The organism is Nitrospirota bacterium (genome assembly GCA_040757595.1).
Taxonomy (GTDB): domain Bacteria; phylum Nitrospirota; class Nitrospiria; order Nitrospirales; family Nitrospiraceae; genus JBFLWP01.
The window spans coordinates 90,940-109,249 of the sequence record JBFLWP010000001.1; the positions used below are offsets into that span (position 1 = coordinate 90,940).

Consider the following 18,310-nt stretch of genomic DNA (forward strand, 5'->3'; position numbering starts at 1 on the left):
CATTCAGCTATCAGCAAAGCTGACTGCTGGTCGCTCTCCTGCTCCGTCAGTCTTTCGCCTTGATCAATTCGACGTCCAGCCCCAGGCTCTGCAACTCCTTCACGAGCACGTTGAAGGATTCGGGCAGGCCCGGTTCCAGGAAATTCTCGCCCTTCACGATCGCCTCGTAGATTCGGGACCGGCCGGGCACATCGTCCGACTTCACGGTCAAGAACTCCTGCAGCGTGGAGGCGGCCCCGTACGCCTGCAGGGCCCAGACCTCCATCTCGCCCAGCCGCTGCCCGCCGAACTGGGCCTTGCCGCCCAGCGGCTGCTGCGTGACGAGCGAATACGGCCCGATCGAGCGCGCGTGGATCTTGTCGTCCACGAGGTGGTGCAGCTTGAGCATGTACATGTGCCCGACCGTCACCGGGCTCTTGAACGGCTCTCCGGTCTTCCCGTCGTAGAGCGTCGTCTGTCCGCTGGACGGCAGCTTGGCCTTCTTGAGCAGCTCCTTGATCTCCTTCTCGGAAGCCCCGTCGAAGACCGGGCTGGAGACGTGGAGCCCCAGCGCCTTGGTCGCCCACCCCAGGTGGGTCTCGAGGATCTGTCCCACGTTCATCCGGGAGGGCACGCCCAGCGGGTTGAGGACGATCTCGACGGGCGTCCCGTCCGGCAGGTACGGCATGTCCTCTTCGGGCAGGACGCGCGAGACCACGCCCTTGTTCCCGTGCCGGCCGGCCATCTTGTCCCCGACCGAGATCTTCCGTTTCATCGCGATGTAGACCTTCACGAGCTTGATCACGCCCGGCGGCAGCTCATCGCCCCGCTTCAGGCGGCCGACCTTCTCGTCGTAGAGGGTCTGAAGGATCTCGATCTGCTCCTTCGCGGTCCGCTCGATCTCTTCCAGCCCCTTTTGTTCGTCCGGATCGCTGAGGATGATGTGCCGGATGCTGTCGTCCGACAGCTTCTTCAGGATTTCGGCGGTGAGCTTCCCCTTCTTCTTGAGGATGACCTCCCCGCTCTCGGGATCCATGAGGTCCCGGCCGACGATCTTGCCCAGCAGCAGCTTGCGGATCTTCTTGTTCTTCTCCTCCTCGATGATCCGCAGCTCGTCCTGGTGCTCGCGTTGGAGCTTGAGCGCGTCCTCGCTCTCGATGCTCTTCGACCGCTCGTCCTTGTCGAGGCCCTTGCGGGAGAAGATCTTCACGTCGACGACGATGCCCTCGACGCCGGGCGGCACGGTCAGCGACGTGTCCTTCACGTCGCCCGCCTTTTCTCCGAAGATCGCACGAAGGAGCTTCTCCTCCGGCGTCAGCTGCGTCTCGCCCTTGGGCGTGACCTTGCCGACCAGGATATCCCCCGGCTTGACCTCGGCCCCGATGCGGATGATCCCGCTCTCGTCCAGGTTTCGGAGCGCCTCCTCGCCGATGTTGGGAATGTCTCGGGTGATCTCTTCCTTGCCCAGCTTCGTGTCGCGCGCTTCGATCTCGAACTCCTCGATGTGGATCGAGGTGAAGACATCCTCCTTCACCAGCTTCTCGCTGAGCAGGATCGCATCCTCGAAGTTGTAGCCGCCCCAGGGCATGAAGGCCACGAGCACGTTCCGCCCCAGCGCCAGCTCGCCCTGGTCGATCGCCGGACCGTCGGCCAGCACCTGACCCTTCTTCACCGGCTGCCCCACCCGGACGACCGGCTTCTGCGTGATGCACGTATTCTGGTTGGAGCGCTGGAACTTGATCAGGTCGTAGACGTCCAGCAGCGCGTCGCCCCTGCGGCCCGTTTCCTTGCGGGAATCGGCACGAACCACGATGTGGGTGGCATCCACGCTTTCGACCACCCCCGCGCGCTTCGCCTGCACGACGTAGCCGGAGTCCCGGGCCACCACCGCCTCCATGCCGGTCCCGACCAAGGGGGCCTCGGTCTGGATGAGGGGCACGGCCTGCCGCTGCATGTTCGAACCCATCAACGCCCGGTTCGCGTCGTCATGCTCCAGGAACGGCACGAGCGCGGTGGCCACGCTGACGACCTGCTTGGGCGACACGTCCATGTACTCGACTTTGTCGGACGTGGTCGTGACGAAGTCGCCCGCGTACCTGGCCGAGACGGTCTCGGAGACGAGCCGGCCGGAGCTGTCCACCTTGGAGTTGGCCTGCGCGATGGGGTACCGCTCGCCCTCGATGGCCGAAAGATACTCGATCTCGTCGGTCACCCGCCCCCTCCGAACCTTGCGGTAGGGAGCCTCGATGAACCCGAAGTCGTTGATCCGCGCGTAGGTCGCGAGCGACGTGATCAACCCGATGTTCGGACCTTCCGGGGTCTCGATCGGGCAGATGCGGCTGTAGTGCGACGGATGCACGTCGCGCACCTCGAACCCGGCCCGCTCGCGGGTCAGCCCGCCCGGCCCCAGCGCGGACAACCGCCGCTTGTGGGTGATCTCCGCCAGCGGGTTTGTCTGGTCCATGAACTGCGAAAGCTGGCTGCTGCTGAAGAACTCCTTGATCGAGGCCACGACCGGCTTCGCGTTGATCAAGTCGTGCGGGAGCACCGTCTCCATGTCCAGGAGATTCATCCGCTCCTTGATGCTCCGCTCCATCCGGGCCAGACCCAGGCGGAACTGGTTTTCCAGCAGTTCCCCCACCGATCGGACCCGGCGGTTCCCCAGATGGTCGATGTCGTCGATCTCGCCGCGGCCCATCTTGAGGTTGACGAGGTACCTGATGACCTCGACGATGTCCTGCGGCATCAGCGTGCGCTGCTCCAGCGGGAGGTCCAGCCCGAGCTTCTTGTTGAGCTTCAGCCGTCCGACCGGCGAGAGGTCGTAACGCTTGGGATTGCTGAAGAGGTTGTCGAAGAGGGCCTTGGCGGTCTCGATCGACGGCGTCTCGCCGGGCCGCAGCCGCTTGTAGATCTCGACCATCGCCTCTTCCTTGGAGCCCGTCCGCTCCATCTCGAGCGTGTCGAGGATGACCGGCGTCGCCGTGGTGCTATCCAGGTAGATGACCTTGAAATTCTCGATCTCGCTGCCCAGGATCTTCTCGATCGAGACGGGGGTCAGCTTGTGGTTCTTCTCCAGTATCTTCTCTTTGCTCGACGGGTCCACGAGCTCGGTCAGGACGGCCCGTCCGACCAGTTCCGCGTTGCCGACCGGGATCTCCTTGACGCCCGCCGCCTTGAGGCGCCCGATCGTGGCCTTGGTCAGCTTCGCGCCCTCCCGCACAATGGGCTCCTTGCCGCCCTTCTCCGTCACTTCGATCGGGCACCTGAGCCCGTGGTGAATCTCGGGGTCCAGTTTCCGGAGCAATTTGCCCTTCGCCACCCGGATCTCTTCGACCGGGTAATACATCTTGAGAAGATCGTCCGTGGAATAGCCGAAGGCCTTGAGCAGGATCGTCACCGGCATCTTGCGCCGGCGGTCGATACGGACATAGAGGATGTCGCGCGCGTCGAACTCGAAGTCCAGCCACGATCCCCGGTAGGGAATGATCCTGGCGGAGTACAGGACTTTCCCGCTCGCGTGGGTGCGGCCCTTGTCGTGCGTGAAGGAGGCGCCCGGCGACCGGTGGAGCTGGCTGACCACGACGCGCTCCGTGCCGTTGACGATGAAGGTGCCCCGCTCGGTCATGAGCGGGAGCTCGCCGACGTAGACCTCCTGCTCGCGCACGTCCAGGACCTTCTTCTTGGGGCCCTTGTCCTCCTTGTCGAAGACCACGAGCCGGACCCTGACCTTGAGGGAGACCGCGAAGGTCATCCCCTGCTCCAGGCACTCGCGGACGTCGTACTTCGGCGTGCCGAGCGAGTAGCTGGAGAACTCCAGGATCGCCGTGCTGTTGTAGTCGGCGATCGGAAACACACTGTTCAGCGCCGCCTGGAGCCCCTTGTCCTCGCGGCGGTCGACCTGAACCTCCATCTGGAGAAACTGCTCGTACGACCGCTTTTGGATTTCGATCAGGTCCGGGATGTCGATGTTCGCTCGGATCTTGGAAAAATCCTTCCGCTCGATCAACCCATTGCCCGTCGTGTCCGACATGCCCACGTTCCTCCTGCGCAGAACCACGAAGCCCTCGACCGGCCCGTCCGCAACGCGGACGGCCGGCCCCATCAACCGGGGTGGTCCGTTACTTCACTTCGACCTTGCCGCCAGCCTCCTCCAGCTTCTTCTTCATGGTCTCCGCCTCTTCCTTCGTCACGCCGGTCTTGACCGGCTTGGGCGTGCCCTCCACCAAGTCCTTGGCCTCTTTCAGCCCCAGGCTGGTGAGCTCGCGGACGACCTTGATCACCTGGATCTTCTTGTCCGCAGCCGCGCTGGCGAGGATCACGTCGAACGCCGTCTTCTCCTCCGCCGCGCCGGCCGCGGCCGCCGCCCCTCCTCCGGCCGGCGCCGCCGCCACGGCCACCGGCGCCGCCGCCGTGACCCCGAAGCGGGACTCCAGCCCCTTGACCAGTTCGGAGAGCTCGAGCACGGTCATGCCCTCGATCGCCTTGATGAACTCTTCCTGTGACAGCTTTCCTTCTGCCGTTGGCATGTCTCCCTCCCCTTTCTTCTTGTCTTGAACCGCCGCCAACACCCCCACCAATTCCCGCAGCAGCCCGCTCAGCACGAACACCAGGCCGCGCACCGGTCCCTGCATCCCGGACAGCAGCATGGACAGCAGGACCGGCTTCGACGGCAGATTGGCCACGGTCAAGAGCTGGGCCGGCTGCATGAGCCGCCCCTCCACGATGCCGGCCGTGATCCGCATCTTCTCGTCGCGCTTCTCCGCCTGGATGAAATCGCGCAGGATCTTGGTCGGCAGCGCGGGGTCGTCGTATCCGATCACGACGGCCAGCGGGCCCCTGAAATGGGCTTTGGCCTCCAGCAGCAAGGTGCCCTCCACCGCTCGCGCCGCCAGCGTGTTCTTGACGACCTTGAACTCCGCCTTGGCCCCCCGCAGTTGCTTGCGCAGCTCGGTGACCTGATTGACCTCCAGGCCGGAGCACTCGGTCATGATCGCGAGCCTGGCCCGCGAAAACTTCTCGTGCAACTCGGCCACCGCCGTGGCTTTCTCATCCCTCTTCATGCTCGTCTCCCCGGACGCAACCCGTTCAACGTGATCCGCGACCGCCCGCTCAGCCCCACTGCTTCGCGATGGCGACCGTGTCCAGCCTGACCCCAGGCCCCATCGTGCTCGAGATCGTCGCACTCCTGAGATACCGCCCTTTGCAGGACGCCGGCTTGGCTTTCATGACCGCCTCCAGGATGGCCTGGGCGTTCTCGAAGAGCTGCTCCGCCTTGAACGACACTTTGCCGACCGGGACGTGGACGAGGCCGGCCTTCTCGACCTTGTATTCGACGCGTCCCTTTCTGATCTCCGCGACGGCCTTGGCCACGTCGAAGGTGACCGTGCCGGTCTTCGGATTCGGCATGAGGCCCCTGGGACCCAGAACCTTTCCGAGCTTCCCGACCGAGCCCATCAGGTCCGGAGTGGCGATGGCCTGGTCGAACTCCATCCAGCCGCCCTTGATCTTCTCCATCAGATCGTCGGCGCCGACGTAATCGGCTCCGGCCTGGCGGGCCTCCTGCTCCTTCTCGCCCTTGGCGAAGACCAGAACCCGCACCTTTTTTCCCGTGCCGTGCGGCAAGACCGACGTCCCCCGCACCATCTGGTCGGACCGCTTCGGATCCACCCCCAGCCGAAGGGCCAGGTCCACCGATTCGTCGAACTTCGCATAGGCCGCCTGCTTCACGAGCCCGACGGCCTCTTTGAGCCCGTAAGCCCGGGGCTCGATCTTGGCCTCCGCCGCCTTCATCTTCTTTCCCATAACGCTCGCTCCCCCTCGCCAGTCCTTCGAGCCCCAGCTCAGCCTTGGACGACGATCCCCATGCTCCGCGCGGTTCCTTCGACGATCTTCATGGCCCCTTCGAGGTCCGCGGCGTTCAGGTCGGTCATCTTCAGCTTCGCGATCTCCTGCAGCTGCGTGCGGGTGATCTTCCCGACCTTCTCCTTGTGCGGAGTGCCCGACCCCTTGATGATGCCGGACGCTTTCTTCAGAAGGTCCGACGCCGGGGGGGTCCGGGTGATGAACGTGAAGGTCCGGTCCTTGTACACGGTGATCACGACCGGGATGATGCTGTCCCCCTCTTTCTGAGTCCTGGCGTTGAACTGCTTGCAAAACTCCATGATGTTCACGCCGTGCTGCCCCAGGGACGGCCCCACGGGGGGAGCCGGGTTGGCCTTGCCGGCCGGAATCTGCAGTTTGATCAGGGCCGAGACTTCTTTTGCCATGGCTTACTCCGCTAAGACGCTTTCAGTTTTTGGCGATCCGCTTTCCGCTTTTGAAACCGACGGCGGCGGCCGATCGTTGCACGCTAGATTCGCTCCACCTGCAGGAACCCCAACTCCACCGGCGTGGACCGCCCGAAGATGCTCACCAGCACCTTGACCCGATTGTGGACGGTGTCCACCTCGTCCACCAGCCCGTTGAAGCCGAGAAACGGCCCGTCAACGATCCGCACGTTGTCCCCCTTGATGAAGCGGATCTGCTCTCTGGGCGCCGCGGTTCCCGAGTCCACCTGCTTGAGCATGGACTCCGCCTCCTCCTCGGTCAGAGGAATGGGCCTCGTCCCGCCCCCCACGAACCCGGTCACCTTGGGCGTCTCCTTGATCATCTGCACGGTCTCGTCCGTCAGCGGAGACTCGAGCTCCACCAGCACGTAGCCCGGGAAAAACTTGCGCTTCGACGTCCGGCGTTTTCCGTCCTTGATCTCAATCACGTTCTCGGTAGGAACCAGCACCTGTCCGACCCTGTCCACCAGCCCCATCTGGCTGGCCCGCTCCAGGATGCTGGACTTGACCCGCCCCTCGAACCCCGCATAGGTGTGGATCACATACCAGTTCTTGCTCATCGCGTCTTCCTCAACCCCCAGTCCGGAACGCTCAGATCACCTTGCTGACCAGCCAGACCAGAAACGAGTCCACGACCGAAAGATAGAGAGACATGATCACGCAGAACACGATGACCACGATCGTGGACCCGAGGGTCTCGGCCCTGGTTGGGAAGGACACCTTCTTGACCTCCCCGCGGACGTCGACCAGGAATTCTTTCGATGAGTCCCACAGTCTCTTGAACACGGGACGCTCTTCCTCCCTCGGCAACGGCCTGTTTAGAGTCGGGGTCAACCCGCAAGCGTGGCAGGGGCACCAGGAATCGAACCCGGACCTTCGGTTTTGGAGACCGACGTGCTAGCCGTTGAACACCATGCCCCTGTACGGCAAACGCTACTTGACCTCTTTATGGGGCGTATGTTTCCGGCAGAAACGGCAGTACTTGTTGCGCTCCAGACGATCCGGATCGTTCTTCTTGTTCTTGACCGTCGAATAGTTCCGCTGCTTGCAGGCCGTACAAGCCATTGAAATGATTTCACGCATCGCGAGCCCCTCAGCTCTCGGCTTTCAGCCGTCGGCGCCTTTCGGCCCCCCTGACGGCCGGCTGCTTCATCTACGCCAGAATTTCGGTGACGACGCCGGAGCCGACGGTCTTGCCCCCCTCGCGGATCGCAAACCGCAGCCCCTGGTCCATCGCGATCGGCGAAATCAACTCCGCCGCAATCGTCACGTTGTCCCCCGGCATCACCATCTCCACCCCCGGATTCAACGCCACCACCCCCGTCACGTCCGTCGTCCGGAAGTAAAACTGCGGCCGGTACCCGTTGAAGAACGGCGTGTGCCGCCCCCCCTCCTCCTTCGTCAGCACGTACACCTCGGCCTTGAACTTCGTGTGCGGCGTGATGCTCTTCGGCTTCGCCAGCACCATCCCCCGCTCCACCTCTTCCTTCTTCGTGCCCCGCAGCAGCACCCCGATGTTGTCCCCCGCCTGCCCCTCGTCCAACACCTTGCGGAACATCTCCACGCCCGTCACCACCGTGCTCTGCGTCGGCCGCAGCCCCACGATCTCCACCTCGTCGCCCACCTTCACCGTGCCCCGCTCGCACCGCCCCGTCACCACCGTGCCCCGCCCGCTGATCGTGAAGACGTCCTCGATCGGCATCAAAAACGGCTTGTCAATCGCCCGCTGCGGCGTCGGAATGTAGCTGTCGATCGCGTCCAACAGCTTCAGAATCGCCGGCACCCCGATCGGGCTCTGATCCCCCTCCATCGCCTTCGTCGCCGACCCCGTGATGATCGGAATCTTGTCCCCCGGAAACTCGTACTTCGTCAGCAGCTCCCGCACCTCCAGCTCCACCAGGTCCAAGAGCTCCTTGTCGTCCACCTTGTCCGCCTTGTTCAGGAACACCACGATGTACGGCACCCCCACCTGCCGCGCCAGCAGAATGTGCTCCCGCGTCTGCGGCATCGGCCCGTCCGCCGCGCTCACCACCAGGATCGCCCCGTCCATCTGCGCCGCCCCCGTGATCATGTTCTTCACGTAGTCCGCATGCCCCGGACAGTCCACGTGCGCGTAGTGCCGCTTCTCCGTCTCGTACTCCACGTGCGAAATCGCGATCGTCAGGATCTTCGTCGGGTCCCGCCGCCCCTGCGATTCGCTCGCCTTCGCCACCTCGTCGTAGCTGATGAACTTCGCCATCCCCCGGTCACTGCAAATCTTCGTCAGCGCCGAGGTGAGCGTCGTCTTCCCGTGGTCCACGTGCCCGATCGTCCCAATGTTCACGTGGGGCTTGCGCCGCTCAAATTTCGCCTTCGCCATTGCCGCCCCTCCTTCCTAACCAGAGACCGATGCCTAGTTTTGCTTCGCCTCCCGACCGGGGAACGGGACCGATGAATCGGCGCCGTTCGGCCGTCGGCTATCCTCGGGTCACTCTGGAGCCCACGACGCGGATCGAACGCGTGACCTCGTCCTTACCAAGGACGTGCTCTACCAACTGAGCTACGTGGGCAAAGTCCCCGTGAAACGCTAAACGTGAGACGTGAAACGAAGCTGACCGCTCTGCGTAGCGCCTGCCGTTTCCTCTCCCTTTCACATTTCACCTTTCACCTTTTACGTCTCACGACCCACTGGAGCGGGCGACGGGATTTGAACCCGCGACAACCAGCTTGGAAGGCTGGGACTCTACCACTGAGCTACGCCCGCAAAATCGCTCAAGGTGCCATCTCCTCGCGCATCAACCGTGAGCGCCCGGACTTCGCTAGCGCGACGTGGTGGGCAGGCAAGGATTCGAACCTTGGAAGCCGATGGCAACAGATTTACAGTCTGCCCCCTTTGTCCACTTGGGTACCTGCCCGTCAAACCGCACAAAACTCATTGAAAACAAAGAAAACTTTATCCAAAAAGAAAAGCAAACCACCCCGCTGATAGTCCCCTCTTCCTTTGCCCATGGAACCGGACGACTATCTCAGGGTGGAGGTATGTTGGCTCAGGAAACGCCGGATTATATTTGGAAAGCCATGACTTGTCAAGGGGAAGTTTACGGCCGGCTCACTCGCGACAGGGAACCGAGTCCTTCGAGGGGGCTCTTCCCTGTTCCATGCCCTTGCTTAGGCGTTGCGCCCCCTCGGCGGTCTCTCCGAATACGACTTCCAGCAACCGTCGCACTTCGCGGGGCGTGATGCGATGAGCATGAGCCAGATACCGCTTCCGCGCGACCGCCCGCTCGGCCTGACCTTCGGGCTCATAGTAGCCGATGAGGTCTCCATCGCGATCCGCCTGGGTCAGCCGCTTCATCCAATTTTCGCCAAGGCGGAATCCCTTGCGTCCCTTCCCCCCGCCCAGTTCCAGCTCGGTCCAGACCGCCCATCCGACAAACACCGCCCAGGTTTCGTTCAAGGCTTCCCACGACTCCCGTTCAGTCAGGAATCGGGTTTCGGTTGCGGATTTCCGCTGCACGACCGGGGCAATCGTGACGATTTGATAGCGGCACTGCTGCTGGTCGCGCGCCAAAGCCAGAAGGCGGAAATCCTGGGGGCCAAGGGCCGTCTGGTCCCGCGCGGAGAGCAGGTAGTCGAGATAGGCGTGGAACAGCTCGTGATAGAGCGTGCCCAGCTCGCGATGGGACAGCGACGCCAGGGGCCTCAAGCTCCCTGCGGCGGCGTTGAACGACAGCGTGCGATTCAAGACCATACGGTGCTCAGCCGGATGGTACTCCGCCGCAAAGGCGCGTAAGTCGTCGAACTCCAACGTGACGAAGTCCGGAGGGATCGCGCGGAGGAACCGCGTCGGCAGTCCCAAGGTCTCGGCTTGTCCGATCAGGTTGGCCCAAATGCCTTGAACGGCCGGCGGCGTCTCGGAGGCGACGGCCTGAGGGATTGCCGCGAAGGAGCAGTACAGGCACAGGGAGAGTCGCAATCGCCAGTTCGCCACGGGCTAATCCCAGTCCTCCACCCGTTGGTCGTAGGTTCCCCCTTCCTCCACGAGAGCCCAGGCCTCGAGCAAGGATGGGGACACGGAGTCAAGGAAGCGCGAGGGCTTGGACAGGACCATCCCCGAGGACTTGTCAAACACGTTGATGGGGTATGTGAGGTACAGCCGCTGCTTGGCGCGCGTGACCGCCACGTAGAACAGCCGCCGCTCCTCTTCCAGCTCCTCTTCGGTCACAAACGAATAGGCCGAGGGAAAGCGGCCGTCCACGGTCCAGATCAGAAACACGCACTGCCATTCCAGCCCCTTGGCCGAATGGATCGTGGACAGGACCAGTCGCTCGTCGTCCCGGTCGGCGGCTTCCACGTCCGCCACGCTGGCATCCGGTGGCTCCAAGGCCAGGTCGGAGAGGAATTCGTCCAGACGTTGATACCGCTCCGCCATCGTGTAGAGGTGCTCGAGGTCACGCATCCGCTTGGGGTAGTCGTCGTACTGCTGCTTGAGGACCGGCAGATAGTAGCCATAGACCTCGTTCACCTGTTCGGCCGGCGTCAGGGAGCCGGACCGCGCCGCCTCTTCCAGGACGCGCGCCAGGTCCTTAAGCCCGCGTCCGGCCCGCCCGCTGGCCTCGCGCAGCAACTCGAACGGCCGCCGGTCCGGCTGCTCGGCCCTGACGAAGGAGGCGACCAAGTCCTGGGCCTTCTTGGGTCCGACCCCTTCCACCAGAAGCAGCACCCGGTGCCAGCTGACCGCGTCCAGCGGGTTCTCGATGACCCGCAGGTGAGCCAGCAGATCCTTGACGTGCGCGGTCTCGATGAATTTGAAGCCGCCCCGCTTCTCGAACGGCAGGTTCCGCCGGGACAGCTCGACCTCCAGGTCGAACGAATGGAAGCTGGAGCGGAAGAGCACGGCGATCTCGTCCAGCGGCACGCCCTCCTCGCGCAGCTCCAGGATCTTCTGGGCCACGAACCGGGACTGGGCGTTCTCTCCGGCCGCCTGCACCAGAGCCGGCAGTGGTCCGTCGATCTTGCGGGTGAAGAGGTGCTTCGCGTACTTCTCGGCGGCCCCCTGGATGATGTCGTTGGCCAGGTTCAGGATCGGCTGCGTGCTGCGGTAGTTTTCCTCCAGCTTGTAGATCTTCGCGCCCGGAAACCACTGCGGGAAATCCATGATGTTCCGGAACGTGGCGCCGCGGAACGCATAGATGGACTGGCTGTCGTCCCCCACGACCATCACGTTGTCGTGCGCGGCGGCCAACTTGCGGACCAGCTCGGCCTGCAGGCGATTGGTGTCCTGATACTCGTCCACGAGGATGTAGCGGAAGCGGCTCGAGATGGCGTGAGCGGCGGTCTGATCCTGGCTCAGGAGTTCCCGAAGCCGCACGAGCAGGTCGTCGTAATCCAGCAACTGCCGCTGCCGCTTGGCCGCCTCATAGGCCTTCCGCAGCTTCGCCAGGTCCTCCAGGTGCTCGGCGAAGTGGGCGAACTCCCCGAGGACGACGTCCTCCAGGCCCTGCAGGGTGTTCTCGCACTTGCTGAAGATCTCGGCGATCGTGGCCTTCCGCGGAAAGCGCTTGTCCTTCTCGTTCATCCCGAGCTGCGCCCGCAGGAGGTTGATCAGATCCTCGGCGTCGCCGCGGTCGAGGATCGTGAACCCCGGCTCCAGTCCGATCGGCCGGCCGTAGCGCCGCAGCAGCATGTTGGCGACGGAATGGAAGGTGCCGCCGCAGACCCGCTCGCTGCGGGCTCCGATCAGAAGTCCGGCCCGGTGCAGCATTTCCTGCGCCGCCTTGCGCGTGAAGGTGAGCAGAAGCACCGCGGAGGGATCCACGCCCTTGTCGATCAGGTAGGCGACCCGATAGACCAGCGTCCGGGTCTTCCCGCTCCCGGCGCCGGCGATGACGAGCGCCGGCCCATCCCCCGCCGTCACCGCCGCCAACTGCTGCTGGTTCAACTCGGCCGCGTAGTCCAGCGACAGCTTCGCCGGCTGGAGCTCCTCGGCCGGCTTTTTGAGCACGTAGGGCTTGATCTCGCGATCCATCCTTCGCCCACCTATTTTTCTTCTTCGAGCCTCCGGTGCGGCTCCGCCGCGGCCCGGACGTGTCCTACGGCCTCCAGGTAGCGCGTCTTGGGCGTGATTTTCTCCGCCGTCCGATAGGCCTGTTCCGCCTTGCCGACGAGCAGCGCATCCGCCCCGAGCACCTTTCCGGCCTTGGCGGCCGTTCTCCCGTCCACCACGCCGGCCATCCCAAGCACCTGCTCGCTCTCGAGTGCGCGCAGCTTCTCCCGTTCCACGATCGTGAAGTCCGGTCCCTCCGCGAGCTTGCCCGTGACGAGATCCGCGAGCCGTGTCCCGGATTCTCCCGGCCCCTCAAAGGGCAAGACCGCAAGGGCGTGCACGCCCTTGGCTTTCAGATTCACCGGGGCCGGGGCCTGCATGGCGACATTCAGGTGTTGGGTCGCACAGGCGGAGAGGCTGACCGCCGCGACAAGACAGGCCGCATCGCTGAGGCGCCGGCGCATCGTCATCTTTCGTCGTACATCCAACGCGTCACTCGGGCGAGTGAGACAGATAACACACCGGTCCCCCCGTTGCAACGACCCATCCCTCCACCCATCCGAGCCCGGCCTTGAGCGGCGACGCAAGACCGGGCGCCACTCATGTCCCTTGGAGCGCCCGACGGACTTGTATATAATGGGTTCACATCGAGGCGGACGATGAGCGCATCCAAGGGAACCTACAGCAAGCTGCTCCGCGAGCTGGCCACGTTGATGGCGGCGGTCGCGGGCGAATCCGTCACCATGGTCAAGCGAAGTGCGCCCGACCAGGCCATGAAGCTGAAGAAGCGGGCCGAGTGGGACGTCTATCTCGAGTTCCTGAAGGTGCTGTTCAACCTCGCCGACCGACTGTCCGCCCTGTACATCCCGGTCAAGGAGCAGCCGCTTTTCATGGACAGCCTCGAAGACGCCGTCACCGCGCATCTCAAGACCGTGCTGGAGCCGGCGCTCGGCCCGGACACGGATTTCATGGAAGTTGTCCTCACGATCGGTCAATCGGTGGCGGAAAGCCGGGAGCGATACGAGCGGTTCCGCTTCCTGGCCACGGAGGACAGCAAGGTCAGAGACGAGTACTTCAAGTATCTGAGCGAGCGGATCGCGCACCTGTTGGGAGCGACCGGCAACGGTATGGTGGTCTCCGCCGCGACCCTCTGCGTCAGCTCCGCCATTCCGGCGATGAAGGCGGTGTTCGACGGCGTGCGCGGAACTGCGGAAGCCGAGCCGCGCGCGACCGCGGGCGGAGATCCGCAGGCCGCCGAGCGGACCGCCGGCGCCGGCGCGGAGTCATCGGCCGGCGTCGCCGCCAAAGCCGCGAACGAGATCAAGCTCGTCAGCGTCATCTCCACGGTCCAGGGCGAGGAAGTGGAAACCCGCTGGGGAGTCCACCCTCGATTCAAGCAGGACCTGAAGCCCGAAGAGGCGCGAGAGCTGACCCGCCTCATGAACCGCGTGACCCAAATTCTCGGCCAGCGCTACGCGGCAGTGGCGTCCTCGGCCGAATGGTCCGCGTGGAACCAGATCGGACACGCGTGACAAGGAACCGTCGGCCTTCAGCAGTCAGCCATCGGCTGGTCGCCGCACGCTGATGGCCGTGCGGCGCTGACCGCAGGGAGGAACATCGGGGTTCTTCATGGGAGACGGCAACGTCACAGCGAGCGGATCGCGAGGGCAAGCCCCGGTTCCCACAGGGGGGCTCGATCGCCTCCAGGAACTCGCCCACAACCTCTGGTGGAGCTGGAAGCCGGAGGCGCGCCGCCTGTTCGAGACCATCGACCCGACCCTCTGGCGCCTGACCCATCACAACCCGGTCAAACTGCTCCAGGAGCTGAAGCCCCAGCGGATGGCCGAACTGGTCTCGGACCCCGTATTCGTCCGCCAATATTCCGCGGTGCTCAAAGCCTTCGACGAATACATGGCGGCAACGCACACCTGGTTCGCCGTCAGACATCCGTCCCAGGCCCGGTCCCCCATCGCCTATTTCTCAGCCGAATTCGGGCTGCACATCTCGGTCCCGATCTACAGCGGCGGGCTCGGCATCCTGGCCGGCGACCACTGCAAGGAAGCCAGCGATCTCGGACTCCCCTTCGTGGGACTCGGGTTCATGTATCCCCAGGGCTATTTCCACCAGCGGATCACCCCCGACGGCTGGCAGCAAGCCGAATCCGCCCCGTTCAATCTGGCTGAATCCCCGATCCAGCAGGCGCTGACGCCGTCGGGGGAGCAGGCCAGGATCCAAGTCGAAGTGGGGGACCGGACCGTGGCGGCCCTGATCTGGCAGATTCGCGTGGGCCGCGTGCTCCTCTATCTCCTGGACACGGACGTGTCCGAGAACGATCCGGCGGATCGCGAGTTGTCCGCCAGATTGTACGGGGGAGACCAGGAGGTGCGGCTGCGCCAGGAGATCCTGCTTGGAATCGGCGGTGTGCGGGTCTTTCGCGCCCTCGGCCTGGCGCCGGCGGTCTGGCACGCCAACGAGGGGCACTCGGCGTTCCTGACCCTCGAGCGGATCCGGGAGCTGGTGCAGGCCGGCCGGCCCCATGCGGAGGCGGCGGAACTCGTCCGGCACAGCACCGTGTTCACGACACACACGCCGGTGCCCGCAGGCCACGACGTCTTTCCCGTCCATCTCATGGAGCGGTACTTCAACCGGTACTGGTCCCAGATGGGGCTGACGCGCGAAGAGTTTCTCCAGCTCGGCCAGCATCCCGAATATCAGGAGGCCGGGTTCAACATGACGGTGCTGGCCATCCGGATGTCCGCGCACGTCAACGGGGTCAGTCGGGAACACGGCCGCGTCTCCCGCAGGATGTGGCAGTCTCTGTGGCCCGGCCTGTCGGAAGACCTGGTTCCCATCCGCAGCATCACCAACGGCATCCACGTGCCGACCTGGGTCGCCCCGGAGTTGAATCACCTCTACAGCAAATACCTGGGGCCGGACTGGGCCGACCGGTCGGACGACCCGGCCGTCTGGCATCGCGTGATGGACATTCCCGACGGCGAGCTGTGGGCCGTTCGCCAGACCCTCAAACGCAAGCTGATGAGCTTCATCAGGGAGCGGGCGCGGGCCGGCTGGGTGCAGGGACGGCTGGAAGCCTCGCAAGCGTTGGCCGCAGGAACGTTGCTGGACCCGGAGGCGCTCACGATCGGGTTCGCCCGCCGCTTTGCGACCTACAAGCGGGCGACCCTCCTGTTCCGATCCTTGACCCGACTCCAGCATCTCCTCCAGGATCGCTGGCGGCCGGTTCAGATCGTGTTCGCGGGCAAGGCTCATCCGGCCGACGAGCCGGGGCGGCAATTCATCCACCAGGTCTACAGTTTCTGCCGGGACCACGGACTGGGCGGGCACGTCGCCTTTCTCGAAGACTACGACATGCACATGGCCAAGTTCCTGGTCCAGGGCGTGGACGTGTGGCTCAACACCCCCCGTCCCCCGTTGGAAGCGAGCGGCACCAGCGGCCAGAAGGCGGCGCTGAACGGCGTCCCTCACCTGAGCGTCCTGGACGGCTGGTGGCACGAGGGGTACGACGGGGCGAACGGCTGGGCGATCCCGTTGCCGGACTCTCCCCTCGAGGCCGACGTGCATGACGACCACGATGCGGAGCACCTCTACCGCATCCTGGAGCGGGACATCGTCCCGCTCTATTACACGCGGGACCGGGACGGCATCCCGCGGGGCTGGCTGCAGATCGTCAAGGACGCCATCCGGACGATTGCCCCCCGCTTCTGCGCCAGCCGAATGGTCAAGGAGTACACGGAACTGTTGTACACGCCGGCCGCTTCGCCGGTCCGCTCCGTCTGGTGACGGACCCGCCCCGTTTTCCGCACGGTCCCGAAAGCGCCGATTCGGCTTCCCTTGCCCATGGGTCAGGTGGCGAGCGTCTGTACATGTTTGTACAGACCTGACGCCTGTCGGTGCGAATTGGTTCCGTATCTCTTCTTATACCAGTCCGGCCCTCCCCCGTTCACACCGCCATTCTGCTCGCGAACACGAGGCGTTACGCCCGTTCCCGCAACGAGTCTCGGCTCCACACCCTGAGCAGGAGGCACAAGGCAAGATTGGAACGATTTTTGCTCCTCCCCGCCAGGACGGGAGGCCCCATGCCGTCGAGACCGCACCGCTCCTTCAGGCAACTCGTGTCTCGAATCCTGGCCAAGACCAGACAGGGACGGCACGAGGCCCTGGCTCAGGCCCTCGCCCAGTGCGTGCTGCACGCCTCCGGCGACGGTCCTCACTGTCCCCTGGGACAGTGGCCCGCAGTTCCCATGCCCTCCCACGATACATGTGCATCTGCCGAACAGGGTGCCCCCGGCGACCCAGCCTTTGTCCGCCGGGCGATCGGGCACAGCCTCCTGATGGGGGAAGCCATGTGGATGAAGGACACCCGGTACCTGGACGCCCTCCATTCCTGCGAACGCTTCACGAAGAAATGCGAGACCTGCGCCCTGCATCGCGTGTTGAATGCCAAGGCCCCTTTTTTCCCGCCCGCTTCCTAGGCGCCGGGCCCACGCGGTTGTTCCCGCCGACCCGGGCCTTGACTTCCCTTCGTCGGATGCGAAAAGATGCGCCGGTGGCGGCGCGCGTTCCGGCAGCTCTCCTGGGATTGACTGTCTTGCTGGGCCTCTTGCTCGCTCCCCTCACCGTATCTCCGTCCACCGCTTTCGCGCGCGAGACCGCCGCCGACCTCGACCGCGACGCCCGTTCGGCTTTCCAGCGGGCCGATTACGACCGGGTCCTCCGCCTGTTCGAGGCCTTGCCGCCGGGACAGGAACCTTCCCAGGATCTGCTGAAGGTGGCCATGTTCAGCTACCTCCGGCTCGGGCAGGCCGAAGCGGCGTTTCGGCTCTATGCCAGACTGATCCCTCCCGGTCGCCCGGACAACCTTGCGTGGCTGCGCGACGTCGCCTTCGCCTTTGTCACCGGCCGTGCCCGGGACCAGGAAGAATACGTCCGCATCGCCGCCTACACCGTCCTGTCCGAGCTGGGAAGCCGCGAGCTCGTTCCGATCCTCGAAGACGGGCTCCTGGACTCTTCGGTTCTCGTTCGCGCCCGCGCCGTCGAAGGGCTGGGACGGGCGCTCCAACGGTCGAAGGGTCAGGCGCCGAGCGCGCTGGCCGGCCTGAAGCGGGCCCTGCAGGACTCGGCGCCCGGCGTGCGGATCGCCGCATTGAACGCGCTCGGAGAGGTCCGGGACAAGTCCGCGCTGGACCAGATCGCCCGCATCGCGCGGACTGAAGAGGGGGCGATCCAGGTCTTCGCCCTGGCCGCCCTCGTGAAATTGGGACGGTCCGAGGCGTTCGCCGACCTGACCGGCGCGGCCACGCTGCCGGATTCAGAGAGCCGGATGGCCGCGCTGGGCGCGCTGGGCCGGCTGAAGCGTCCCGCCAGCCTGTCGGTCCTGAGCCAGTCCGTGTACGATCCGGACCCCTCGGTCCGGGCCTTCGCGGCCGGGGCGCTGGGGGAATTCGGCTCCCCCGACGCCCTCACGCCGCTCACCCACGCCTTGGGCGACGAGAGCCCGCGCGTGCGCAGCATCGCCGCGGCCAGCCTGGGTCGGCTCGGGCTGGCCAACGCCAAGCCGCTGCTCCGCCAAGCGGTGCGGGATCCGGTTGAGCTGGTCCGGGCCGGAGCCGTCGAGGGACTGCTCCGGCTGGGCGATGGAGAGGCGATCCTCGTCGCGGCCGACCTGGCCAAGCATCCGGATCCTTCGGTCCGCAGTGCGGCGGCCATGGCCTTAGGCCTGGGCGGAAGCCCGAAAGCCCTTCCGGTGCTCGACCAGTTGTTGCGGGACCAGCAGCCGCAGCCCCGCCTGACCGCTGCGCGCTCGCTCGGCAAGGCCGGAGGGCAGGCCGCCGCCCCGCTGCTGAAGAAGGCTCTGCTGGACACGGACGTCGCGGTCCGCATCGCCGCCGCGGGAAGCCTGGCGCAGATCCTTTCGCGTGACTGCACCGGGGGAAAACATCATGCCCGCTCATGAGGGGAC

15 protein-coding genes, 4 tRNA genes and 1 pseudogene are annotated in these 18,310 nt (G+C 64.9%); 4 read left to right on the top strand and 16 right to left on the bottom strand.

Annotated features, from left to right (window positions below; all coding sequences use genetic code 11):
* Positions 1 to 46: 46 nt before the first annotated feature.
* The 16 genes and pseudogenes from rpoB to AB1411_00600 form a co-directional block, all read right to left on the bottom strand.
* A complete protein-coding gene (gene rpoB / locus AB1411_00525) occupies positions 47 to 4,009 on the bottom strand; it encodes a DNA-directed RNA polymerase subunit beta (GenBank protein ID MEW6542081.1) in 3,963 nt (1,320 codons plus the stop codon).
* Positions 4,010 to 4,097: 88 nt separating this feature from the next.
* Positions 4,098 to 4,505, bottom strand: a complete 408-nt coding sequence (rplL, locus tag AB1411_00530) for a 50S ribosomal protein L7/L12 (protein ID MEW6542082.1) — start codon at positions 4,503 to 4,505, stop codon at positions 4,098 to 4,100.
* Positions 4,506 to 4,532: 27 nt separating this feature from the next.
* Positions 4,533 to 5,039 (bottom strand): annotated as a pseudogene (gene rplJ / locus AB1411_00535) (50S ribosomal protein L10).
* Positions 5,040 to 5,088: 49 nt separating this feature from the next.
* A complete protein-coding gene (rplA, locus tag AB1411_00540) occupies positions 5,089 to 5,781 on the bottom strand; it encodes a 50S ribosomal protein L1 (protein MEW6542083.1) in 693 nt (230 codons plus the stop codon).
* Positions 5,782 to 5,819: 38 nt separating this feature from the next.
* Positions 5,820 to 6,245, bottom strand: a complete 426-nt coding sequence (gene rplK, locus AB1411_00545) for a 50S ribosomal protein L11 (GenBank protein ID MEW6542084.1) — start codon at positions 6,243 to 6,245, stop codon at positions 5,820 to 5,822.
* 83 nt (positions 6,246 to 6,328) lie between these two features.
* Positions 6,329 to 6,865, bottom strand: coding sequence for a transcription termination/antitermination protein NusG (nusG, locus tag AB1411_00550; GenBank protein ID MEW6542085.1), 537 nt, complete (start codon positions 6,863 to 6,865; stop codon positions 6,329 to 6,331).
* 31 nt (positions 6,866 to 6,896) lie between these two features.
* Positions 6,897 to 7,091, bottom strand: a complete 195-nt coding sequence (gene secE / locus AB1411_00555) for a preprotein translocase subunit SecE (protein MEW6542086.1) — start codon at positions 7,089 to 7,091, stop codon at positions 6,897 to 6,899.
* A gap of 58 nt (positions 7,092 to 7,149) precedes the next feature.
* A tRNA-Trp gene (locus tag AB1411_00560) sits at positions 7,150 to 7,226 on the bottom strand.
* Between the two features lie 12 nt (positions 7,227 to 7,238).
* Positions 7,239 to 7,388, bottom strand: coding sequence for a 50S ribosomal protein L33 (gene rpmG / locus AB1411_00565; GenBank protein ID MEW6542087.1), 150 nt, complete (start codon positions 7,386 to 7,388; stop codon positions 7,239 to 7,241).
* A 70-nt stretch (positions 7,389 to 7,458) separates the two neighbouring features.
* Positions 7,459 to 8,664 carry an elongation factor Tu gene (gene tuf / locus AB1411_00570; GenBank protein MEW6542088.1) on the bottom strand — a complete coding sequence of 402 codons (1,206 nt, stop codon included), beginning with the start codon at positions 8,662 to 8,664 and terminating at the stop codon, positions 7,459 to 7,461.
* 114 nt (positions 8,665 to 8,778) lie between these two features.
* Positions 8,779 to 8,854: transfer RNA gene (locus AB1411_00575), tRNA-Thr, on the bottom strand.
* A gap of 119 nt (positions 8,855 to 8,973) precedes the next feature.
* Positions 8,974 to 9,048: transfer RNA gene (locus AB1411_00580), tRNA-Gly, on the bottom strand.
* A 66-nt stretch (positions 9,049 to 9,114) separates the two neighbouring features.
* A tRNA-Tyr gene (locus AB1411_00585) sits at positions 9,115 to 9,199 on the bottom strand.
* 194 nt (positions 9,200 to 9,393) lie between these two features.
* Positions 9,394 to 10,275 carry a hypothetical protein gene (locus AB1411_00590; protein MEW6542089.1) on the bottom strand — a complete coding sequence of 294 codons (882 nt, stop codon included), beginning with the start codon at positions 10,273 to 10,275 and terminating at the stop codon, positions 9,394 to 9,396.
* Positions 10,276 to 10,278: 3 nt separating this feature from the next.
* Positions 10,279 to 12,312, bottom strand: coding sequence for an ATP-dependent helicase (locus AB1411_00595; protein MEW6542090.1), 2,034 nt, complete (start codon positions 12,310 to 12,312; stop codon positions 10,279 to 10,281).
* Between the two features lie 11 nt (positions 12,313 to 12,323).
* Positions 12,324 to 12,800, bottom strand: coding sequence for a CsgG/HfaB family protein (locus AB1411_00600; protein MEW6542091.1), 477 nt, complete (start codon positions 12,798 to 12,800; stop codon positions 12,324 to 12,326).
* A 189-nt stretch (positions 12,801 to 12,989) separates the two neighbouring features.
* On the opposite strand from AB1411_00600, the gene AB1411_00605 reads away from it, so the two are divergent.
* From AB1411_00605 to AB1411_00620, 4 genes are all read left to right on the top strand, one after another.
* Positions 12,990 to 13,862 carry a hypothetical protein gene (locus AB1411_00605; GenBank protein MEW6542092.1) on the top strand — a complete coding sequence of 291 codons (873 nt, stop codon included), beginning with the start codon at positions 12,990 to 12,992 and terminating at the stop codon, positions 13,860 to 13,862.
* A 97-nt stretch (positions 13,863 to 13,959) separates the two neighbouring features.
* Complete coding sequence (glgP, locus tag AB1411_00610; protein ID MEW6542093.1) at positions 13,960 to 16,131, top strand: alpha-glucan family phosphorylase; 2,172 nt, start codon at positions 13,960 to 13,962, stop codon at positions 16,129 to 16,131.
* A gap of 296 nt (positions 16,132 to 16,427) precedes the next feature.
* The gene (locus AB1411_00615) at positions 16,428 to 16,823 is read left to right on the top strand and encodes a hypothetical protein (GenBank protein ID MEW6542094.1); all 396 of its coding nucleotides are present in this window, start codon (positions 16,428 to 16,430) and stop codon (positions 16,821 to 16,823) included.
* 56 nt (positions 16,824 to 16,879) lie between these two features.
* Entirely contained in the window at positions 16,880 to 18,304 is a 1,425-nt protein-coding gene (locus AB1411_00620) for a HEAT repeat domain-containing protein (protein MEW6542095.1), read from the top strand.
* Positions 18,305 to 18,310 lie beyond the last annotated feature (6 nt).